General features: G+C 43.4%; 18 protein-coding genes. 6 read left to right on the forward strand and 12 right to left on the reverse strand.

Going from position 1 to position 23,230, the window contains the following annotated elements; genetic code table 11:
- Positions 1-126: 126 nt before the first annotated feature.
- Positions 127-789 (forward strand): PilZ domain-containing protein, encoded by a 663-nt coding sequence (locus BSZ04_RS01765; protein WP_045391311.1) that lies wholly within the window; start codon positions 127-129, stop codon positions 787-789.
- Positions 790-908: 119 nt separating this feature from the next.
- On the opposite strand, the gene luxQ is transcribed toward BSZ04_RS01765, so the two are convergent.
- The 5 genes from luxQ to BSZ04_RS01790 form a co-directional block, all read right to left on the reverse strand.
- Positions 909-3,494, reverse strand: a complete 2,586-nt coding sequence (luxQ, locus tag BSZ04_RS01770) for a quorum-sensing autoinducer 2 sensor kinase/phosphatase LuxQ (RefSeq protein WP_088879333.1) — start codon at positions 3,492-3,494, stop codon at positions 909-911.
- Complete coding sequence (locus BSZ04_RS01775; protein WP_088879334.1) at positions 3,494-4,591, reverse strand: autoinducer 2-binding periplasmic protein LuxP; 1,098 nt, start codon at positions 4,589-4,591, stop codon at positions 3,494-3,496. Before BSZ04_RS01775 ends, luxQ begins: the two co-directional genes overlap by 1 nt.
- 223 nt (positions 4,592-4,814) lie before the next feature.
- Positions 4,815-5,120 (reverse strand): GIY-YIG nuclease family protein, encoded by a 306-nt coding sequence (locus BSZ04_RS01780; RefSeq protein ID WP_010451282.1) that lies wholly within the window; start codon positions 5,118-5,120, stop codon positions 4,815-4,817.
- Positions 5,117-5,770, reverse strand: a complete 654-nt coding sequence (locus tag BSZ04_RS01785; RefSeq protein ID WP_010451280.1) for a YceH family protein — start codon at positions 5,768-5,770, stop codon at positions 5,117-5,119. The genes BSZ04_RS01780 and BSZ04_RS01785 overlap by 4 nt, the downstream gene beginning before the upstream one ends.
- Positions 5,771-5,863: 93 nt before the next feature.
- Positions 5,864-6,067 (reverse strand): hypothetical protein, encoded by a 204-nt coding sequence (locus BSZ04_RS01790; RefSeq protein ID WP_010451278.1) that lies wholly within the window; start codon positions 6,065-6,067, stop codon positions 5,864-5,866.
- Between the two features lie 237 nt (positions 6,068-6,304).
- On the opposite strand from BSZ04_RS01790, the gene BSZ04_RS01795 reads away from it, so the two are divergent.
- Complete coding sequence (locus BSZ04_RS01795; protein ID WP_005453573.1) at positions 6,305-6,619, forward strand: DUF496 family protein; 315 nt, start codon at positions 6,305-6,307, stop codon at positions 6,617-6,619.
- Positions 6,620-6,742: 123 nt separating this feature from the next.
- Entirely contained in the window at positions 6,743-8,080 is a 1,338-nt protein-coding gene (locus BSZ04_RS01800) for an MATE family efflux transporter (RefSeq protein ID WP_088879335.1), read from the forward strand.
- Positions 8,081-8,144: 64 nt separating this feature from the next.
- On the opposite strand, the gene BSZ04_RS01805 is transcribed toward BSZ04_RS01800, so the two are convergent.
- Positions 8,145-9,137 carry a Gfo/Idh/MocA family protein gene (locus tag BSZ04_RS01805; protein WP_088879336.1) on the reverse strand — a complete coding sequence of 331 codons (993 nt, stop codon included), beginning with the start codon at positions 9,135-9,137 and terminating at the stop codon, positions 8,145-8,147.
- 58 nt (positions 9,138-9,195) lie between these two features.
- Positions 9,196-11,829 carry a hybrid sensor histidine kinase/response regulator gene (locus tag BSZ04_RS01810; RefSeq protein WP_162531042.1) on the reverse strand — a complete coding sequence of 878 codons (2,634 nt, stop codon included), beginning with the start codon at positions 11,827-11,829 and terminating at the stop codon, positions 9,196-9,198.
- A gap of 611 nt (positions 11,830-12,440) precedes the next feature.
- On the opposite strand from BSZ04_RS01810, the gene BSZ04_RS01815 reads away from it, so the two are divergent.
- Both BSZ04_RS01815 and BSZ04_RS01820 read left to right on the forward strand, forming a co-directional pair.
- Positions 12,441-13,874 carry a glyceraldehyde-3-phosphate dehydrogenase gene (locus tag BSZ04_RS01815; RefSeq protein ID WP_010451270.1) on the forward strand — a complete coding sequence of 478 codons (1,434 nt, stop codon included), beginning with the start codon at positions 12,441-12,443 and terminating at the stop codon, positions 13,872-13,874.
- A 505-nt stretch (positions 13,875-14,379) separates the two neighbouring features.
- Positions 14,380-14,601 carry a hypothetical protein gene (locus BSZ04_RS01820; protein ID WP_005442428.1) on the forward strand — a complete coding sequence of 74 codons (222 nt, stop codon included), beginning with the start codon at positions 14,380-14,382 and terminating at the stop codon, positions 14,599-14,601.
- A 151-nt stretch (positions 14,602-14,752) separates the two neighbouring features.
- Here BSZ04_RS01820 and BSZ04_RS01825 read toward each other — a convergent pair whose 3' ends face one another.
- The 4 genes from BSZ04_RS01825 to BSZ04_RS01840 form a co-directional block, all read right to left on the reverse strand.
- Positions 14,753-15,367: a LysE family translocator gene (locus tag BSZ04_RS01825; RefSeq protein ID WP_010451264.1), complete on the reverse strand. Its 615-nt coding sequence runs from the start codon at positions 15,365-15,367 to the stop codon at positions 14,753-14,755.
- Between the two features lie 108 nt (positions 15,368-15,475).
- Positions 15,476-16,390, reverse strand: a complete 915-nt coding sequence (locus BSZ04_RS01830) for a LysR family transcriptional regulator (RefSeq protein WP_038886100.1) — start codon at positions 16,388-16,390, stop codon at positions 15,476-15,478.
- Positions 16,380-16,757, reverse strand: a complete 378-nt coding sequence (locus tag BSZ04_RS01835; protein WP_088879338.1) for a nuclear transport factor 2 family protein — start codon at positions 16,755-16,757, stop codon at positions 16,380-16,382. Before BSZ04_RS01835 ends, BSZ04_RS01830 begins: the two co-directional genes overlap by 11 nt.
- Positions 16,754-17,209: an Lrp/AsnC family transcriptional regulator gene (locus BSZ04_RS01840; RefSeq protein ID WP_010451258.1), complete on the reverse strand. Its 456-nt coding sequence runs from the start codon at positions 17,207-17,209 to the stop codon at positions 16,754-16,756. Before BSZ04_RS01840 ends, BSZ04_RS01835 begins: the two co-directional genes overlap by 4 nt.
- A gap of 175 nt (positions 17,210-17,384) precedes the next feature.
- On the opposite strand from BSZ04_RS01840, the gene yjeH reads away from it, so the two are divergent.
- Positions 17,385-18,647, forward strand: coding sequence for an L-methionine/branched-chain amino acid transporter (gene yjeH / locus BSZ04_RS01845; protein ID WP_088879339.1), 1,263 nt, complete (start codon positions 17,385-17,387; stop codon positions 18,645-18,647).
- 196 nt (positions 18,648-18,843) lie between these two features.
- Here yjeH and BSZ04_RS01850 read toward each other — a convergent pair whose 3' ends face one another.
- Entirely contained in the window at positions 18,844-22,920 is a 4,077-nt protein-coding gene (locus BSZ04_RS01850) for an ImpA family metalloprotease (protein WP_088879340.1), read from the reverse strand.
- Positions 22,921-23,230 lie beyond the last annotated feature (310 nt).

Genomic DNA, 23,230 nt, shown 5'->3' on the forward strand with positions numbered 1-23,230 from the left:
CATCCGTGATATCTTGCACAAAATGAGATTTGACCACAATACAAAGCGCATCACTGATAGTGTTGCGCTTGAAAAGAACCAAGCTTTAAGTAATCTTTATTTATCAAAGACAAAACAGCCATAATTATGCCATCGACTCACACTAAGGAAGACCTGAACAAGTTCCTAATAGGTGGAATCAAACTCTCCGTCACATTAGAATTTGGGCCAATTGAGAAGTACACCTACCCAGCAACCTTCATCGGCTTAAAAGAAGGTGCTTTTTTACTCTTGGATGTCCCGATTCGACTTATTGAAGAGCAAGCACTACGAAAACTCGACAATATTGATGTAGTAATTCGAGGTATTTCAAAAACCGATTTAGGGCATGTTATTGCTTTCAAGACGACGGCGTTATTTGTACAACAAAGGCCATCTCCTCTTCTCTTTTTAAGAATTCCAGCGTCTTTTGTTTCAAAGCCTGTTAGAGAACATGAGCGCTATAAAATAGAGCTAGACTGTACGCTGAAACATGAAAATGACGTGTATGAGGGAACGTTGGTCGATTTTTCAATTTCAGGATGTGGGTTTACTAGCCTTGTGGAGCCTGAGTTTGAGGTGGGCGATGTAGTATCTATTTCATCACCGCTTGATGAATACCTTGAGGCAGAGCACCCTTGTTCCATAGCCAATATCAAAAAACTGCATAAAGGGTGGATGATTGGTATTAAGTTCACTTCAGAAGTAACACTGAGCAATGAGCTTAAAGTTCAGCTTTTGGAATATTCATTTGCATCAGGTAATTTGTAAAGACAAACAATGTCATCGTTATGATTCGAATCATGAAGCCAGCAATCCAATCATAACGATTTATACCCAAGTCATTCTCGATGAACCAAGCATCTTGCGGTTACTTGGGTATACCTATCCTACGCCTCTTCCTCGATAAATCGATTCTTGAAGTCCGTAAATGCATCATGCAGCGCCTTTTCTTTAATTGGCTTAAGCAAAACATAGTCTGCGCCTGCTGCCATAAATGCTTCGCTTGTTTCTTTCATCGTATCTGCGGTACAAGCATAAATTGGTGTTGCTATCTTAAGAACGTCTCGAATGGTTTTGGTTGTCTCAATACCACCTAAATGCGGTAGTTGATTATCCATTAGAATCAAATCATAGCGATGCTGTTTTACCTTCTCAATCGCCTCAATTCCGTCTTTTGCCCAATCAACTTCCATCTGATATTTCTTGCAAAAAGCCTGAAGAATAAAGGCGTTAGTATGGTTATCTTCCACCAGCAACACTCTTAACGCATCGCTAAACAGCTTTTCTGCTGGAAGCCTTAGTGTTTGTGTTAATTCCTCGACTTGTCGCAGTCGGTCTTGCACCGGGATGGTAATAACAAAAAGTGTCCCTTTACCTTTATCACTCCTAACTTGAATATCACCCTCAAGCATTTCAACTAAGTTTTTAACAATGGTTAAACCTAGCCCACTACCACCGTATTCACGTGTTGTTGTTGCCTCTTCTTGAATAAACGGCTCAAACATTTGGTCTAGTTTATTTGAATCAATCCCGATCCCTGTGTCTTCAACTTTTATCACGAGCACACTGCTATCGTGACCATGGAAATGCTCAAGTGTAGAGATAATCTGGATGCTACCCGCGGGGGTAAACTTCACCGCATTACTAACAAGGTTGAAGAGCACTTGGTTAAGTCGAACTTGATCCGTAAATATCTCAGTGTTTTCTTCAACCTCATTATCAATAATCAGTTCAACACCTTTTTTTCGGCAGATAGGGCCATAGATATTAGCGATAGTGCGCATGGTATCGGCAAACAAAAACTGATGTTTTTGAATATTAAATTTGCCTTGTTCTATCTTGGAAAAATCCAAAATATCATTCAGCACCGCGAGTAGATGCTCTCCGCTGTTACACAACACATCGACTTGTTTACGTTGTTCATCATGTTCAACAGAATCTTTAAGCAATTGAGCGACACCTAAGATCCCATTGATTGGCGTGCGGATTTCATGGCTCATTTTCGCCAAGAAATCAGCTCTGGCTTGGGCAGATTTTTCTGCTTCTCGTCGAGCTAAGGTGCTTTGTTTCTCGGCTTCAATCAGAGTTGTAATATCTTGTCCCTGAACGATGATTCCACTGATCCCTCCATCAACACGAATTGGTGATAAATTCCAGCGAAACACCTTGCCATCGATTGGTACATTAACCCCCGTCAACGTAGCGCCTTGCGCCGACATCTTTAAGTGAGGTGTCAATTTCTCTTTAAACTTTTGGAATACTGGGTGCATGGCCTCAAGACTAGTATTGCCTTGACCAATCACAAGCTCACGCTTTGCTGCAGGGTTCATTTGAATTAACACTGCACTCTCAGACCAAACCATAATCGGTGATAATGCAAAGTTAAACAGATCGCGGAAAGACTTTTTCTGCGAATCTAGCTCTTCAAATGTACTTTCTAAAGTTGAGCCGATATGGTTGAACTCTTCGATATCTGAACCAACGAATCGTTTAAACCGATCCTCATCGCTGGCTGATTTTGTATAGGACATTAGCGTATCGAGCGCAGCTGCAACCTTGCTTTCCATCCACTCTTTTGCCATCAATGCGATCATCAGCAAACCAATGATGGATGCTAGCATTGCCAGAACATGTTGAATTTGTAGAGATACAACGCCTTGGTTGTCTTGAACTGACAGTAAACATAGCTCAGTCATCGAAGCATTCACCATGATTGGCGTTTCAATAACCAGCAGTTTATCTAGCCTTTTTGTCGATCCACGACGCGCAATAATATCTGCCGCTGAGTAGTCCTCTTCATCATCAAAAGAGTTCGCAAGCATTTCATTATTTGCAATCAAAAGGACGTTATCTACATTGCTTTCACTTTTCAGTTTTTCCATCAATGAAAAGTTATTATCTAGAACAATCGAAATAAATGAGTAGCCTAAGACTTCACCAGTGGACGTATTGATCACTGGTACACGCCTTAGCAGCATATGCCGCTGCCCCATCAGCGTGCGTACATTCATATAGTACCAGTTACTGCTAAAAGATATTTTCTTCGACATCTTCTCTAAGATAACTTCATTCACACCATAAAAGTGAGCATTACCATCATCCCAAATAATACCGTGGTGATCAGTTAGGAATCGAAACTCTGGGGTATGTGAAGGGTCACTTTGATCAATGCCCAAATAAAAGTAATTGAGCATTTCAGCATTTCTATCGGAATAGAAATCGCGAATGGGTTCACTTTTGGAATTGCTGTCGTGGTGGATTTGAATCGCCGCAAAATGGTTATCAAAGATATTATGGATCAATGAAGAGGTTTGCTGTTTGTTGCGATCGACCTCCTGCCAAATAATTTGTTTGGAGAAGTAATAACTCTGGACGAAAATACCAAAGATAATCGGCGCTAGAACGACGACAATTATGCGGGTTATCAGCGTCGCCAGAGAGCGACGCTTGGTTAAGTTTAACTGAGCTGACATCAATTATCTGAGTATCTAAATGCGCGTTTCTTGAGTTGTTCAATTCGTTCAGGTGCGTCTGACTTAGTCACCACCTCAAAATCACCAGAAAATACGGTTGGTACAGACTGTCCTTCTAAATCCCACTTTATCGCTTCAGCCATTGCAATACCTGTATCATCATTCATTCGCATAACAGTAAAATCAAGCTGACCACGTTGAATAGCGTTAAGCTCCGCCGAGCCGCCACCCCAACCATTAATCATAATATCATCGCGACCAAGATCATCTAACGCTTCAGCTGCACCAAGTGCCACGTCGGTTGAGCAGGCGTACATAAAGTCAATATCAGGATATTTTTCTAAGCTCAGTTTAGCGGCTTGATACCCGGAAGATTTTGTCGCTTTTGTATAGAAGGCCGACTCCAGGGCAAAACCATTGTCACGAGTAACCTGCTCAATAAACGTATCCCCTCGGACATCACTAATGTATCCCTCAGAGAAATACAACACACTGAATTTACTCTCTTTTTTGAATCGTTTTCCAAACTCTTTGGCTAGTGCACGACTCCCTTCAGCATGATCAAAACCAACATAGAGAAATGGCTGCCTTTTCTCCCACTCTCTCACTGGTGTGGTGATGTTCTGCAAAATGAGTTTGGTTTCTGATGAGTCTAGAACATGCTCAATAAATTTACGATGGCGAGTCGTATCAAGCGTAAAAATCAAATAGTCAGATTTACTCTTGAGAGCTTCCATTAATGACATGCTTTGCTGCTTGATATCAGCATTTGGCCGCGTAAAAACCTGGTTAATCTGGTAGCTAATCTTCAGCTTATCTAGCCTTTTCTCAAAAGCTTCAATATTTCTCACCCAGTAATCAGAGACTTGTTGCCCAGGATAAACAACCGATATTTTGAGAGGGTGGCGCTGCTCTGCGTTGAGCGGAACCGGATAATTTCTAACAGCATCCCCCAACTTTTCAGTGAGAGCTCGCTGGTTTGGATATTGTTCTAAATACTCCTGATATGCCCAGTACCCGTCTAGTACCTGGGTTGAGTAGGCGTTTGAAGAAACACCAATTAAGGAGAATAGCGAAAATATAAGCGCTTTTTTCATTCTATGCTCTTGTTATTTTGCCGCCATCATTGTGGGGCTTAATTCTTAGTACCTAGCCAAGCATTCCATTTCGAAAGTACGCTGTATCCATATAACGCAAGACAAATTCCATACTTATATTTGATAAATTTTTGTGAGGAATTTGGTTTCTATTATGAGCTAGAGTCCAATAAATTGGTACCTACAAACAAGAAAAAACCGCCGTATAAGGCGGTTTTGTTAGCTAAGTAAGGTAATGTACGCCTAAGTCATCACAACTGAGAGTCGCGTCCCCTATCACGATTTTTTCTTTCTTGTTTTTAGGTAACTGCTTTATGAAATATTCGACTTTCATTGCGTATATTTTTGACTCAAAGCTTTTTGACCATTCCAACACCAAAGGCCCTTTCCCTTTTAAAGCTTTGGCTCCTTTGCCACTTTGATGCTGGTTAAAGCGTCGTTCAATATCATTGGTAACACCACAATATAAGGCATTGCGATTATTCCGAATCAAATAGACGCTCCAACTCTGCTTAGCGGTGTCACTCATGAAAGTAGTGATTCGACCTGTTCTTTTAAGGCTGCAAGTTCTGCTCGAAGTTCTGCCACTTCTTGCTCTAGTTGGGTGATGCGCTCTGAACCCGCAGAAGATGGTGCAGCACTTGCCACAGCCAATTCACTAACATCAACCTCTCCACAGAATAGGTGCATATAGCGTGATTCTCGCTTGCCAGCTTCACGAGGCAATTTGACGACTAACGGACCCTTTTCTTCACTAGCAAGGTGTTCGAGCACATTTTCAACTTCTTTCACATCATTGAATGCCGCTAAGCGGTTAGTGCGCGTACGAATTTCACCCGGCGTTTGTGCGCCACGAAGCAGCATACAACATACGATTCCCTTCTCTTGTTCCGTTAACTTCAAGTCGCCAAACTCAGTGTTGCAGAATCGGTGTTGGTATTTGCTTACGCGGCTGTTGAAGGCACTTTCATCGCTGACAAGACGACGTTCGATGAGTGCATCAACCGCGTCTAACACGTCTGCTTCAGACAATGACATGACAGGCTCGCGGTTGCTTTTTTGATTACATGCGTTAGTCAGCGCGTTAAGGCTTAGAGGGTATTGGTCGGGGGTGGTGACTTCTTTTTCGATTAAGCAGCCAATTACTCGTGCTTCAATTGCCGTTAGCTCAACTTTCATAATGCATTTCCTTATTATTTTTGCATTTGAATTTGGGTCTCAGGCTAAAGCATAGTGCATGGACCTGACACCCTTTGCGAATCGGGTTAGGTCTCAATGCTCTGATAAAATCGACACTTTGGTCATTTTTCCATTCTCATCCACCACCATTATTTTCGACCGATTAAGTTCGACTTCGGTGATTTCGAGTTGTGTTCTTGCGTCTACGTATGCCGCTTTTAGTTTCTCAGCCAAAGATTCATCCTTTGTTTCAAGGTCTTGGCTTTCAGCCGGCTCCGCAATAGTCCCAGAGTTCATTTCGAGCTTCATTATTTGTAGTAATTAACACAGATGATATAACCAGAACTTCACTATGACAACGCATCTCACTGCTCAAGTGAACAACAATCGTGCTTTTTCGCCGTGTTTGTTAAAGCCACATCAGAATTGATGAATAAATGTTCAAGTCAACGTGGCGTTTGATCTTAAGACTGTTATGCCACGGGATGTTGTGCTTTAATCGAATCAGATATTCACAAATTAGGAAAGGGAACCATGAGTAGCGTATTTGAAATCGTGAACCAAGCTCGTCGTAAAAACAAACTAAAACGTGAGCTGCTTGATAACGAAAAGAAAGTTCGTGACAACCGTAAACGTGTAGACCTACTAGAAAACCTACTAGACTACATCAAACCAGAAATGTCTCACGACGAAATCGTTGCAATCATCAAAAACATGAAAGCAGACTACGAAGACCGCGTTGACGATCACATCATCAAGAGTGCAGAGATCTCTAAGGCTCGTCGTGATATCAGCCGTCGTATTCGCGAACTGACTGAAGAAGACAAGCAAACTAGCGGCAAAAAATAAGCGCAACTAGTTCAGTTTTCCAACCCCGAGCAGGAATACCTTGCTCGGGGTTTCTTTTTGTCACTTTGTTGTACAGTGTGTACAATAAAATCAACTTTTGTTCCCAAAACACGCAACATTCCTATGCCCTCGAATTCTTCTAACGCACAACCGACGCTGGCAAAACAGCTGTTTACTATGACATGGCCAATGCTGTTTGGTGTGTTATCGCTGATGAGCTTCCAGCTTGTCGATAGTGCTTTCATTGGTCAACTCGGTATCCTGCCTCTTGCTGCGCAAGGCTTTACGCTGCCGCTGCAGATGGTGGTCATTGGTATCCAAGTTGGCTTGGGTATCGCCACAACTGCAGTGATATCCAAAGCGCTGGGTGCGAACGATACCCGATACGCGAAACAGTTGGGCGGCTTGGTGCTAATGATCGGCTCCGTTGGCGTAGCCATCTTTGGTCTGCTTATTTGGTTTCTGCGCTACCCTATTCTTTCTTTACTTAGTGCACCAGAGAGTGTCATGCCAATCATCGACAGCTATTGGCCTTGGTGGCTAATAAGCTCATGGGTAGGTGCCGTGCTGTACTTCTACTATAGTATCTGTCGCGCGAACGGTAACACTATGCTGCCCGGCACTATGATGATGGTCACCAGCGGCGTGAACTTAGTACTCGATCCACTGTTTATTTTCACTTTTGATTTGGGCATTAATGGGGCTGCAATTGCGACCATTATCGCTTTCAGCTTCGGTATCTTGGTTGTCGCACCTCGCGTGCAGAAGAACCACTGGGCTACATTCCAATGGCAAGACTTAAATGTACTCAAGAGCGTGACATCGATTGGCAACATTATGGGGCCTGCGATGATAAGCCAATTACTACCACCGCTATCCTCTATGTTAGCAACCAAGCTGCTTGCTGGCTTTGGTACAGCTGCAGTTGCCTCTTGGGCTTTGGGCTCGCGCTATGAGTTTTTTGCCATTGTATCGGTATTGGCATTGACCATGTCGATGCCCCCTATGGTCGGACGCTTATTAGGAGCGAAAAACTACACCGATATTCGTGCGCTAGTATCTATTGCCGTTAAGTTCATCCTTGGTTTCCAGCTATTGATTGCACTATTGACGTTTGCCGCCGCTAATCCACTCGCCTTACTTATGACAAGCGATACACAAGTAGAACAAGTCTTGCGCATGCACTTAATGATCGTCCCAATCAGTTTGGGTTCGCTTGGGGTGTGTATGCTGATGGTGTCAATTTGTAACGCGTTAGGGAAATCTTATACCGCACTGACAATCTCGGCCTTGCGCCTGTTCTTGTTCTTTTTACCTTGTCTATGGGTCGGTGCTCAGATGGGTGGCATTCAAGGGCTACTGATTGGTGCCAGTATTGGTAATCTGATGGCAGGGCTCTCGGCTTATATGACTTATCAAAAAACGATTCGTAAGCTAGCTTCTGCTACAGTAACAGCTTAAAAAAACACATATAACAAAGCCCTCGTTGTGAGGGCTTTGTCGTTTCTATAGTTTAGAGATCAAGTTAGCGAGATAAAGAGATCTCGTCAGCTGGGAAAACCACGCCAGTTTGTCTTCTTACTTCGGTCAACACTTTTGCGACGGACAATGAGCGCTGCTTCATTTGCTGATCAATCACACCCATTTTAAGTTGTTTCGCAAACGCCTGCGCTTCATAGAACATATGGTTCTCTTCTTGAGGTAACGTCAGCACTTCTTTGTCCTGCCCTCGCAAAATACGTTCAACACCACGCCCTGTAGCGATCATGTCCACCAGCATGCTGCCCTGCTCACCTTGAAATTCACTTGGGATGAGTGAATCGCTCACCTTCGAATGCAATAAATTCACGTTGAAGCCATCGTAAGCCAGAGTCACGCTGCCACAACCATCAACACCAGAAGGCAAAAGATGAGCACTTGCTTGTACGCTGTTAGGTTCACCAAACAGCTCAACAGCAGAACCCACACAGTAGTAGCCAATGTCCATGATAGAGCCATTGGAAAACTCTGGATTGAAGGTATTTGGGTTCTCACCGTTCAGGTATTTCTGATAACGAGAAGAGTACTGGCAGTAGCTAATCGTTGCATGGCGAAGAGGAGCAATCGTCAATAGGCTCTCTTTCAACACTTGGAAGTTTGGCGTGTAGGGCGACATGAAAGCCTCAAACAACACGACATTATTCTCTTCCGCTGCTTTAAACATGGCTTGAGCCAGAAGAACATTTGACGCCATCGGTTTTTCACAGATAACGTGCTTGCCATATTCAAGCATTTTAATAGCCTGTGGCGCATGCAGCGAGTTAGGGCTTGCGATATACACTGCATCAACGTCTGAGTCTGCCCCTAAATCATCAAGGCTATCGTAGTAAGATACCGCATTGTAAGGTGCGCCAAATTCACGCGCTTTCACGACATCACGTGAATAAACCGCTTGTAGACAAAATTCTTTAGTCTGAATCGCCGCTTCAACAAATTGTTGAGAGATCCAGTTTGTCCCAATCACAGCAAGTTTGAACATGTTACTTCCTTTTCTTTATCGTTCTAAGGCCGTAGAGAGTCCGGCTTTTAAGGGCGATTTAAGCAAGCTTTAGCTCTTTAAACAACTCAAATAACTGATGCGATTTATAAGGTTTTGGTAGGTAAGCGTCCATTCCAGCTGAAAAACACTTTTGTATGTCCTCTTCCAAGACACTCGCAGTAAGCGCAATGATTGTGGTTTTGTGTTTTTTCGTTTTATCTTCCCAACGGCGAATCTCTTCCGTTGCGGTCAAGCCATCCATCACAGGCATCATGCAGTCCATCAATATTGCATCAAATTCTCCACCTTGAGTGATCGCATCCAAGGCTTCTTTGCCATTACTCGTGATAAGATAGTCATATCCCGCCTTTTCTAGGAAAAAGCTCGCGATTTTCTGATTCATCAAGTTATCTTCGGCGATGAGAATTCGTTTATGTTTACCAGCAACATACTGATCCAAAGGCTGTGCGTTTACCGCTATTTCTGCAAGAGATTGAGATTTTCTCAGTTGGATTTCCGCCAACTCAGAGATTGCTGCCTGGAAACGCTTTCCTAAAAACGGTTGAGTTAGCAGGGCATGTACTCGATCTAAACTGATATGTGTGGAAAACAAATGATGCTGACAAACAACAACCTTTTCGAGTGGAAAACGAGCCTCCAACTGTTCAAGATCTTTATTGATGTTTTGGTGTAGGCTGTAGCAATAAAATACGACGTCGAAATCATCCTTTAAGTCGCAAGCACCTTTTGCATCATCAACACCCTTTAGTTCAATGCCTGCTAATCGACATTCTCGTTCAAGCTGAGGCGAGTAGCGATAATTGTCAGAAATGAGTAGACCACGCTTTACGACTTGTGAGCGCCAGAGCTGGCGGCTTACTATTTCAACCTCAACAGAAAATTCAAAACTACTGCCATACCCTTTACTAGATTGAGCTTTAAGCTCTCCCCCCATCATTGAGACAAGCTGACGACATATAGCTAGACCCAATCCAGTCCCTCCGAATTGACGAGTAATACTGTCATCTTCTTGGGTGAAAGGTTTAAATATGTTGCTCAACTGACTTTCATCAATACCGATGCCAGTATCAGTGACTTTAAAATGTAACTCCCCTTTACCAGCACTCTTTCGCTGATATCCAACATCTACAGATATATACCCATCGTCCGTAAACTTGATCGCATTACTAAGTAAATTGGTAATGATTTGTTTGATTCGATGATCGTCTGCTTTCACCAAAGCCGGGATACTTTCATCAAGGTTAACGTGAAGCTCAATATTCTTGCTGGTCGCTTTTGAATGGAACAGAATCAATGACTGGTAAATAACCTCTCGAATATCAGCTTCTGTCAGTGAAAGGTTGAGGTTACCGGATTCAATTTTTGAGAGATCTAAAATATCATTGAGTAGAATCAGTAATGAATGCGATGAAGTATCAATGTTTTCTAGGATCTCTTGCTGGTGACTGTCTAACTCACTGTGCGAAAGGATCTCTGTCATCCCAATAATGCCATTAAGTGGGGTTCTGATTTCATGGGACATATTGGCAAGAAAAACAGATTTTGCTCGATTCGCTGCAATAGCTGACTCGCGAGTTTTAACCAGCTCATCTGTTTTCAAACTTTGCTCTTCAATGATGTTATTCAACTGCCGTGCAAACTCCGTAAACTCATCATTACCGTCTACCGTGATTTTTGCACTGCTGCCTCTTTCACCCCTCCCACGAAGAGCATGAAGTATTGCCCCCAGCTTTGAATGGACGCGAAACCAAGTTGTTCCTCCCAAAAAGCATAGTAAGGTCACCACCAGCAAGACAGTAACATTGATGATCACAAGCTCTCTTTTTTCATACTCTACTGCAGACATCAAACGCTCTTCCGCTTGAATGGAAAAACCTTTGATCAACAGAATTAGCCGTTGCAGCCGGTAATCTAAATCCACAAGATAGAACTGAAGTTCGACTTGAGACATTTTACCGTCAATCAACTGAGAACGACTCTGTACATTCTGTCGGTAGCGAGTTGATTGGAAAAAATCGAGTAACTTGAAAACTTGCTGGCTATCCGCCCCTAAAAGCAAAAAGCTATCTAGGCTTTCTTGCTGTTTATCGACCACCTTGATAAGAGTGTCCCTGTTCGGTTGTGTGTAACCGCTGATTGCAAGGGTATAGGTTAGCCATGCTTCTTTTTGCGTCCAGAAAGACAGCTCAGCCAAATGGGCTATGATGTCTTGAGTCCATTGAGAATCATCGCTTTCTAATTGGTGGTATTCCCGATTCACCGACTTGAGCATTAATGCCATCATTTGATAGGCAATATCACCCGATTCAACGACTTCATCCAGCGGAGATGAAAACACATTGAGCGCTTCTTCTTTCCACTCTAAAGCAAAATCACGTGTATTTGGGTTACGAGCAAACTGATTATAAAACTGCTGAACTTCTTGCTGATGTAGCTCCAACTCAACGGAAAGCACATCTGTTTTTTGATGTTGTCGCTCTCGCACAGAGCGATATACAAAGTTGGCTGCATCCGAGATAGTCTTTAACGTATGAATATTGTTGACTGTTAGGTTCAGTCTTTCCACCTGCTGTGTCGTATGTGAAAACTGGAGCAATGCGAACCATGTGATAACCACGATAGGCATCATTGTTAGTAAAGCTAAACGACTCTTTATTGATAATTTCGTTATCATTTGGCTTTGCGAACCGAAAAAAAACTGACGTTCTAAAATACTAGTCCAGTTTCATACTGTCGTCGTTTTGGTCGGGTTAATCTAGAGTAAATTCTTTGTTTTGAAACACCTAAAAGCCCACTCTCTCTCAAGAAATCTGGTGTGGTGCAGATTTGTGTGACTTAACACAAATTTTTGAAAACCTATTTTCCTACTTGATGCCCTGAGCGACTTGTACTTAAGACTCTCTAGGAATTTCTTTGTTAAGCCCGACTTATGATTACTATTTTTGTTTACAAACAGATTCGAATCTCCTTTTTACTGAAACTGGAAATTACATCCATCAGAATAAATAAGACTTAGAGCGTTATCATCGCGAATTAAGTATCTAACTTTACTAAAGTCAATATCACTAATTGCTATACAAATCACCCTACATTCAACAGTAAATCCCTAAGAATGCGGTGATTTATCTCATATTATTTTTCCTAGCAGAATAAGAGGTCACGCCGTACAATTCGCACACAAAATTATTACAATCACATTACATAACAAACTCTCACACTTTACCGGTGAGGTAACAGAAGAGAGTAAAGTCAGCCCCAAAACGTGAAAGGTCCGAAACAACAATGAGTCCAGAGAAATATCTCCAAGACTGGCAAACAAGCCAAACGATTGCCGAATCTATTTCCCCTCTTATCGGTAAGCTATATCGTCAAAAAGGCATTGAAGTCGTCCTCTTCGGTAAAACACTGATCAATGCAACCACCATCGACATTCTCAAAACTCACCGAATTGCCCGCCGTTACACTGGTTCTCCCCTCTCTCTAGAACAAACCATGCCGATTATCCAAGCGCTTTGCGAAATGAGCATTTCGTCTTGTCGTGTGGATGTAGGTCAATTAGCAAATATGTACTGGCGAGATCATGATGATGCGTCCGCACTTGAAGATTTTCTTCAAACGGCGCTAAACGGCGCACGTGATGCAGATTCATCCCTCGAAGCCCGTGACGTCGTGCTTTACGGTTTTGGGCGAATTGGTCGTCTACTAACCCGTCTTTTAATCGAGAAAAGTGGCCCTGGCTACCCGCTGCGCTTACGTGCAATCGTTGTTCGAGGTGGTAAAAAAGGCGATTTGGAAAAACGTGCTAGCTTACTAAGACGTGATTCTGTTCATGGTCAATTCAACGGTAGCATTGTGGTAGATGAAGAGCGTAAGGCTCTGATTGTAAACGGCAACTACATCCAAATTATTTACGCTAACCAACCAAGCGATGTCGACTATTCAACTTACGGCATTCACAATGCACTTGTGGTTGATAACACTGGTGTTTGGCGTGATGCAGAAGGCCTAAGCCAGCACCTAGCATGTACAGGTGCTGAGAAAGTACTGCTTACCGCCCCAGGAAAAGGTGACATCAAGAACGTGGTATTTGGTGTAAACGAGTCCGTAATTAAGCAAGATGACACTATCATCTCAGCAGCAAGCTGTACGACCAACGCAATCACACCTGTGCTTAAAGCGCTAAACGATAAGTACGGCGTGCTTTCTGGTCACATTGAAACGGTTCACTCTTACACTAACGACCAAAACCTAATTGACAACTTCCACTCTGGAGATCGTCGTGGTCGTAGTGCATCTCTAAACATGGTTCTGACCTCAACAGGTGCGGCGAAGGCAGTAGCAAAAGCCCTACCAGAGCTAGCTGGTAAGCTAACGGGTAATGCTATTCGCGTCCCAACACCTAACGTTTCAATGGCAGTTGCCAACCTAAACCTTGGTGAAGATGTCGATCGTGATTCATTGAATGAGTACTTACGAGGCATGGCGCTCAATTCAGAGCTATCCGCTCAAATCGACTACACAGACTCAACGGAAGTTGTGTCTAGTGATTTGGTAGGTTCTCGTCATGCTGGCGTAGTTGACGGTCAAGCAACTATCGCACAAGACAAGCGTTGCGTACTGTACATATGGTACGACAACGAATTCGGTTACAGCTGCCAAGTCGTGCACTGTATGGAACAAATGATGGGTGTTCGTTACCAGACTTTCCCTCAATAAGGTCAACTTTGCTCCACAACGTTAACCACAATGTGTAGCGATCTATCACCTCATTTGTTGTCAAACAATAATAACTATTATCCCCCGTTTATACGCCTGATGACCCTCAGGCGTTTTTTTTCTTTTTTGGGCGGTTTGACATTCCTCAGACAAATCGATGCGAAATTGAACGTTAGATACCCAAATGACCTCAATATTCAGAATTCAGAGCGTCGTTACTAGCGCTAGTTCAAAGATAAATCGCTTGCGTAATAGTTCACTATTGCCGAGGGATTTATCAAAGAAATGGCGTTAGTAACACGCTCCCTAGGGCAAGTTGTCTTGGCTCGGATACTTTGTTGACGATTCTCGATTTAGAATCACTAGAACTTCAAATCGTCGCCGCGTCTACGAACCAAGACAATCTTGCTGAAACTAGAATTTTGAGGTTATTTGGGTATATTCATGTTTCGTTCATGTTCAGATTATTAATATGAACCCATAGATTGAAAGAGAGGTCATGATTATGAATCGAATTATCGTTACTGCACTAGCACTGATTACTGGCTTTTTTACTTTGGTATTTAGCCTAATCATGGCGATTCCATTGACCATCGCAGCACTGATTACTGGTAAACGTATTGAAAAACGCGTGAAGCAAATGCAACAAGAAATGCATGAAGAGTATGAATTCAATACGGGTAAGTCCGACGCAATTGAAGGCGAGTTTGAAGAAGTTCGTCGTTAACGCTTCTGAAGGTTTCACACTCCCCCTATGTTCCTGAGTAACCTTCCTTGCTGACATCCTATCTCGTTTAGAGCTAGGATGTTTTTTTGCTATATACAAAAAAGGCTACCATCTCGGTAGCCTTTTTCTGGTTGTAGTGCTCTCAGCTTGATTAAATCGTCACTACCACACGCACAGCCAATAGCATTAAAACGATGCCAGACAGTCGGTCAATCAGCACCGCTTTCGAACGAATACGATCAACGACACGTGAGTTGGACAATACCAACGTGATAAAGGTATACCACAAACCATCGACAACAAATGGCGTCGCCACGATGATCATTTGATTACTGAGATCATTTCCTAGTGCCACAAATTGGCTAAATAGTGCGATAAAGAACAAAGCAATTTTCGGGCTTAAAATCGAAATCAAAAAGCCTTCTCGTGCAGATTGAATGACCGTTGTCTCTTCGCCAGACTCCAACTTTGCTGCTACGCCACCTTTTGAGCGCAATGCATTGAACCCTAAATATGCCAAGTAAGCCGCACCAGCAAGGCTAATGGTCTTGAACAGCAATGGGCTCTGCTGAAGTACTACCGCCAAACCAATTAAAGTGATGAACGCGTAAATCCCAATACCAAATGCGTGCGCCCAAGCCGTTGCGAAACCATTAACACGACCACCCGCCAACGAGTGTTTAGCAACAATGGCTAAACTTGGGCCTGGTGACATCGCCCCTAATAAACACACGGTAAAAAGTGATAACCAAACTGTTAGTGTCATAAGAATCTCCCCTCTTTGACGCTAATCTATCAACGGAATAGGTATAAGTAGAAATCAAAGTTTTTCATACTAGCCATGATTCCAACTCATAGCGTAACAATGCACTTATTAGCGAATGGAATACTCTGAAATTTGCATCACTGAACGAATCTCTTCTCGAACCCATTTATGCGCTGGATCCGTATCGTATTTCGGATGCCACATTAACCAATATTGATGAATAGGGGTTTCGAGAGGCAGCGATTTATGGGCTAAATCCCAATGCTTCGCGAGGTTAACCGCAATATGCTCTGGAACCACCATTAAGTGTTCACTTGAAACCAAACGATTGATGGCAGCAGAAAAGAAAGGCACTTTGAACGTAACGTGGCGCGTATGACCTAACTCTCTTAACGCCAAATCGGTGTAGGAATCTTTATCACCACCACCAGTCACTTTGATATGAGAATATGAAATTAAATCTTCAACGCTGATATGCTCTTGCTTTGCTAACGGATGAGAGGCTTTCATCAAACAGACTGACGAATCCTCACCGATCTTCACGCTCGATACTCCTTGCGGTTTTTCCGGGTACATTGAAGAGGCGATGTGAATACCGCTCTCATGGAGCTTATCAAGAAAGTCCGGCTGCCATAGTCGGTAAGCCATGTCTAACTGAGGCGCAAAACCACTCAAGTGTGAAGCAATGTCTGGCAACACGTATTGGGCGACATAATCACTCGATGCTAACACTAGCTCTCCTTTCCAATCCGAAGGTTCGAAAGGTTTGTCATCAAGAAGGTGGTCAAATTCCGCAAGTAACGCATCTAACTTATCTTTCAACACTAGTGCTCTGGGTGTTGGAATCAGCTGGTTACCTTGACGCACTAATAGAGGATCGCCACATAACTCACGTAACTGAGCCAACTGACGACTGACAGCTGACTGCGTAATGTGCAAACGCTCAGCCGTTCTACTTACATGGCACTCTTCGAGTAAAACATGCAAAGAGCGTAATAAATTTAGGTTGATATTATTCAGCACGCTCGACCCACTTTGAACGCCACTGAGCTGCAGCGTACTCTTCTGGCCAGTATTCGACTTGCTTGCAAATCAACCCTTCACGCACAGTGTGAAAGGTAATCGCTCTATCTGAACGCACACCATCGCTCACTACCACATCGGTAACCACTTGCTCGCCATCCGCCAAAATACGTTCAATGGTGAAGGTCCACTCTCCTTCTGCGGGATAAGCGGAATTGAGCTCCGCAAAGTTCTTTCTGCCTCGAATCACTTCTTTGGTTAACGGCCAAATCACCTCACAGTCTGGTGTGAGGCACTCCGCCGCCGCAAAGAAATCATTACCCCCCATCGCTTTCCAGAAGTTGAGGACGATGTCTTTCTCTGTCATTTTACAAACTTGCTCCCTGTGGTATTAAAAAACTCAGTCAGCACAGTATGTGTCATGACATTACGAAGTTCTGGGTAACGTTGAATATGATCTCGAATCTCATTAAGGCGGGCAATATTTGGCACTTCAACAAACAGCATCATATCCGTTTCACCGCTAATGGCATGACACCACTTGACCCCATCGATTTTATACAACTCATTCGCGTAAGCATCACAATGGTGGCTGGATGCAGATGTATCAAATTTCAGCGCCAGATATGCACAAATCGTCGATTCTTCCGATGTTGCTATGTCAGCGTGATAACCGAGGATGACTTTATCGGTTTCTAACTTTTTTATTCGAGCCGTGACTGCCGAGCGTGACAAACTCACATGCTCCGCGATCTCCGTAATTGAGAGACGGGCATTTTGACGTAATAGATCTATGATTTGATGATCAAATTTGTCCATAAACTCACCAAGCTTTCCTTAATTTTTCCATTCTACTCCATTACAACTTATTGAAAACCGACAATTTGAAGGTTGTCAGCATAACAACCGTCATTTTGACGGTCGACAACATCATATTGTTGTGCAGAATTTAGCTATGCTTGTCACTCGCACCATATGGAAGTTCGAGGCAGTTATGGAACAACTCAACAAAGACATCACTCTGATATCAGGCATTGGCCAACTCTCCACCACGTTAATGGGAACGGGGTTATTTATGATTCCGGCAATTGCAGCTGGCATTGCTGGGCACTTTTCTCTGTGGGCTTGGATTGTATTGTTCGTGGCTATCTGCCCTATTGCGCTTACTTTCGCACAACTTGGCAAGCGCTACCCCAACGCTGGAGGCACTGCCTTTTTTGTCCGTAAAGCCTTTAGTCCCAAATTGGAAAGCAGCGTAGCGTGGTTATTCGTTAGCGTGATTCCTGTTGGTGTTCCTGCCGCCGTTGCTCTGGCTGCGGGCTTTTTGCAACAACTGTTACCAGAGGCAATCAGCAACCACCTTTTCGCACAAATTATTACGGTCGCTCTCTTAGTTTTTGTTAATTTGCTTGGTACTAAATCATCCGGACGTCTGCAAACCGTTATTGCATTGAGCATTTTTGCATTGGTTGGCGCGTTTTTATGGAAGGGCGATGTTGGATCTTCCGATCTTGCGATGCCTGCAATCACTATGGATTCCACTTGGTCGATTGCCGCAGCTCTTGGGGTAATGTTCTGGTGCTTTGTCGGCATAGAAGCCTTTGCACACATGGGAGAAGAATTTAAGAACCCACAACGAGACTTCCCTATTGCTATTATCGTTGGCTGCTTTGTCGCTGGCGCAACCTACTGGGCATGCTCAGTGGTGATCCTAAAGTTTGGCGCATATGGCAGTACCGAGTTAGACAGCGCTTCCATCCCTTGGTTAAGTGCACATCTTTTTGGTGACCATGCCAAATGGCTAATTAGCCTAATAGGTTTCTCAGCATGTTTTGCTAGCATCAACCTCTACACCCAAAGCCTAGCTCGTATGGTGTGGGCACAGGCAAGGGAGTACAAGCCAACAAGCGCCATTGCTCGCGTATCGGTTCGTGGCGTGCCTGCTAATGCCACGATGATCGTCGGCGCTATCTTACTTGCTTCTTGTGTTATCGGCTCACTCTCCGGATTGGATCTGGAATTTTTCCTCAAGCTTGCCAACGGAATTTTTGTTTTGGTTTACCTACTTGCCATGCTCGCTGCTTATAAATTACTGCAAGGAGCAGGCAAACTTCTCGCAGGAGTTTCGCTACTCTTATGTACTGCAGTGTTTATCTGCTTAGGCTGGTCAATGTTGTACGCCATTACTATTTTTGCTGTCCTTTCATTGCCATGGAAACAATGGCGAAAAAAGCGTCAAAGCAGACTCATTGGGTGACCAGACCAAGTTAGACGTCATTCAAACAACTGAAGGAGATCGATACCTCCACATACCAACGTTTGTTAGGTCAAAGAATGATTCATACTTCATTCTTTAACGCAGCAAGTCTGTGCGTCGAATAAATCGTGGGAGCACCTATGTGACAAAATAAAAAAAGCCTCGCTAATACGAGGCTTATGTTTTTATAGGGTAATTACTGGCAGTTAGCTGGCGAGCTATCGTCACGCGTCCAAACTGTGTCTGCACCACCTAGTGGCAACCATGTCATTCCTGCTGACATATTCGCAGGCGGTAAATCTTGTTCGTGAACATACATGCCTACCGGAACCGCGCCTTTCACACCGTGAGCGCTCGCTTGTGCTTTGGCGGTATCAGAGTTTCGTAGACCATACATTTCAAAGTAGGAATTCCAGTCCATGCCCGTCAAATACGACAGCGACACCAACATAAAATCGTTACCTTGAATACCATTCATGGTTCCGTGTGAATTGCTCCAATCAAACATGGCAAAGCCTAAACGTTCGCGGTTTGCGTTCCACGTTGTTTCATCTTTTGCATATTTGCCGTAAATACGCTCGTGTAAGTAAAGCATTGGGTAAATACCCCATCCACTTTCTAACACTGAATCGTCAGCGAGTGATTTCCCGTGCATTTGCAGTGCCATCTGAGTATAGAAAGACATGCGAATGCCATTGATTGCCGCATAGCCACCATTAGACCAAATTGCTTCATGGCGTGACGTTTTCCCCGCATCTAAAGTGCCGCAAGTAGGGGTATAAACCACACGGTTACCATCAGCGTCCGTCACGTTTGAATAATCAGATTGAAGGGCAAAGAACGTTTCTTTACCGTTCATGTGGCCGTCATTTAAAGGCGTTGTATCGCCGTCAACAACCGCATGTCCATTCCACATCACATAATAAGGGAAAATATTGTTTGAGTTCTCACCCGCACGATCACTGTATTGATTCCACAGGTTTCGATTTTCTTCTGTTGCATAACCTACACGCAAACGACCAGTTTGCAGGTTATGGCCAAGTTCGTGCCCATCTAACCAACCTCTAGGGCTAATATTGTAAGCAGAATCCCATGGGTTTCCTGAGCAACCTACACCACACTGCGCGTGGCGGTCATAGTTTGCATGTTGGATAATCTTACGAACATGCAGCGTTTCGTCGGTACAATCCTCTACTCCCATTTTCGTCTTACAAATCGCCATCGCATCTTTGTCAGTGGACTGATCTAAACTTTGGCCTTGTACTTTAAAACCTGCCAATGAGTAGATTCCATTAATGTGCTCATCACGAAGCATCGTTAGTAACTGACGCACATCGCCTTCACCTAACTTGTCTTTTCGTGCATGCTGCTCATACGACGGAGATTTCAAATCGACATGAGGAAGATCGGTCGTGTTGACTAACTGTTCAAATTGAGCAATCTGCTCTTCGCTTGTGAAATCATCAATAAATGGATGTTCAGTGATCCCGCTCGCCGTGATGTTGGTTGTGAGTTCACTTTCACCATCACCATTAATGTGCAAGTAAATAGGCGCACCATAAGGCGTCGAGAATGTCACAGAACCTTGTGGTGGAATCGTTAAACGCTGAGTGGTTAATTCCAATGGTCGATTATATGAATTCGTTTCAAATGCTCGGTTGGTATTAGGACGAGCGTAGTACAACTTAACAAAGACATCATGAGTATCCACACCACTGCGCGTTAACGTTACAGGTTGAGATGGTAATGCATACCAACCTGTTCCAGTCCATTGGTTTGCATAAGGCACACTGATGTTTTTGGTTTTCGTGGTGGTTTCTGGGTATTCGTAATGCGCAAGATCGCCTTTCACAGGATCGCCCTTGTGAATGTATTCACCTAGGTCTGACTGTGCGAGGTTATCCGGTCGTGAGTAAGATACCATCCAGTCTGCGAACATCGCATGGTACCACTCTTCCGGCTCACTAAATGAAATCGGATAATCGATCTCGGAACGATATTTATCAGCAAGCAGCAAAATGGTTTTCGCGAGCTCTGAGCCGTCAACACTGAATGGGTCAATGTTGAACTTATCGAAAAATAAAATATCGTTACGTAGCGCATCGGCGCTGGTTCTAAATGCAGACCAGAACGGTGCAGTGTCACAAACAATATAGTTAGAGCCACAAGCATCAACTGCGCTCATGTCATACTCATCGTTAATAAAGTCTTGGACAACATCAAGGCGCTGATCAGTGAGTGCGGAGATATTATCTTTATTTGCTCCAGACAAGGTGACTTTAGACCAATAGTTAGTGTCTGTTGTGACACCAGATTCAATCAGAATAGGACTAATTAAAGCGGACGCATGGCGCAAATGGGATACCAAAATAAATGGAATTTTTTGTTGTTCTAGGTACTCCATTGAAGCTTTGATGCCTTCGTATCCACGGCCAGCACTATCATCAGAACCAAGGATCACGAAATCAGGACGACTTTCCATCGCGCACGCTCTGATATTTTCATACTCACAAGTACGGTAATCGTTGAGTGTGTGATTTTCAGGGTAATTATTTTCTAGCCACGTTTTCGTATTGTTATGGTGATAGAAATAACCGCTGTTTGGTTGGTTGACCGCCATGACATTCAGAGTGATTTTGCTTTCACCTATTAGCCAATTAATCACATTCTTAAGGTAAATATCAATATCGCCAGAACCATGAACGCCGAACGGATTGCCGCCGAAAATCACATAGTTTTGACCGTTAGGTTTGGTGCCTGCTACAGCAAGTGTCGCATTCGACTCTCCACCACTTTGGTTTGAGTTCGATTGCAAGATTACCGTTGAGTCATTAATCGATGAGAAACTTGTGATAATTTGTGAATCGTGTGATGGGATCCAATCGATACTATCAACACCTGTGAACAGTCGAGTTAATAAAGCTTCTTTCTCCACCGCTTTTTCAAGAATGATCTCTTTTGCACGCTCAAGCAGTTGCGCTTCTGTCGCAAGATTATGGTCTTCAGAAACAACCGCTTGATCGACATGGTCTGGAGACACAAATACGCGTACTGAAATTTCCCGTTCTACGTTATAAGTACCATCAGAAACGGTCACTGTAAAAGTGTGCTTACCCTGTTCGCTTGTGGTCGGTGTTACAGAAATGACCCCCGCAGCATTAATCGAAACCCAATCCGGGTTTTGAGATAAGGAATACGATAGTTCATCTCCCTCGGCATCTGCAGCATTCACTCGAACGATCGTTTCTTTATTTGGCTTTGCATGAACGTCGTCAAAATAAGCGACGCTTGGTGGCGTGTTTGTTACTGGTGGTGTAGAGCTTGTAACTAAAACCGAAACCGAGCGATTCACATCAACAAAGCCATCACTGATAATCGCGTTGAAACTGTAGTTACCAACATGCTCATCACTAGGTTTTGCAATGATCACGCCATCTTGGTCCACTGAGACCCATTCCGGAGCGTCCGACGCTAAAACGTAAGAAAGAAAATCGCCATCTGCGTCATTGGCATAAATTTGAGATGAGTCAGACTTACCCGTCTTCACCGAAATAGGGTCAATAGCTTTCACCGAGGGTACTGTATTTTGAAAATCTGGATTTTCAGGATCTGCATAAAACGAAACCACCAAGGTCACCGTTTTTTCGACTGCTTTATTCCCATCAGAAACTTTAGCAATAAACTCATAAGTGTCTTGAGAGCCGCTATGTGCATCAACTGTGATTAAGCCTGTTTTGTGATCAATAGAAACAAACTCAGGTAGCGGATTTGATTCGGTGCCCTCAAGCGAAAACGACATTGGCTCGTTATCAATGGCTTCAATTTGGAACGTAGAGACAACATTCGTACGTGCATTGATTGTTGGGATATCCGAAACGACAGGTTCAGGATTATTCGGATCGACCTCAAACGTGGCAATTTCCAACGTCACTGTTTGCTTCTGTACAGCATTACTGTCACTTGCGGTAACTACAAATGTATATGTACCCGTAACTGCGTAATTTAAGTCAACAGAAATCACACCCGTTATAGGGTTGATCGTAATCCATGTGTGTTCATTTTCTTCCAGACCAAACACTAGGTCTTCACCACTTACAGAGAACGCATCAATGGAATACGTAAATACATCACTATCTGGGTTTTGAACTTGAGCTTCTAATTTAGGTATTTCCTTGATAACAGGTTTATCGAACTGAGCCGATGGATCATCGGAGCCACCACCACAACCCGTTAGAGCTGTCGCGATCATAGATGCGAGTATGAGCTTTTTCATTTTATATTACTGAGTGTTGTAAGAATTAAGAACCTATCCAAAAGGCCGTTTGTGAACGACGGTTAGCCACAACCTAAATGCAGCATCGTTTTCAGTTAAGCTACCGTTATGAAAACACTTTTTTGGATATTTTTTCACTCTCATTCGAGTGCTCGGGATATTACAGACACCCTCATACCATACGCAATACGCCAATTATACGTATTGAGACATACATTCCAGAAATATATGCCTGTACAATTACTCACATTATAGAATCAATAAACAGAGAAACTCGCGTTGCTAGCAACACGCCTTATCGGGGAAGGGT

Origin of the sequence: Vibrio rotiferianus (genome assembly GCF_002214395.1) — a bacterium.
In the GTDB taxonomy this organism is placed as follows: Bacteria; Pseudomonadota; Gammaproteobacteria; order Enterobacterales; family Vibrionaceae; genus Vibrio; species Vibrio rotiferianus.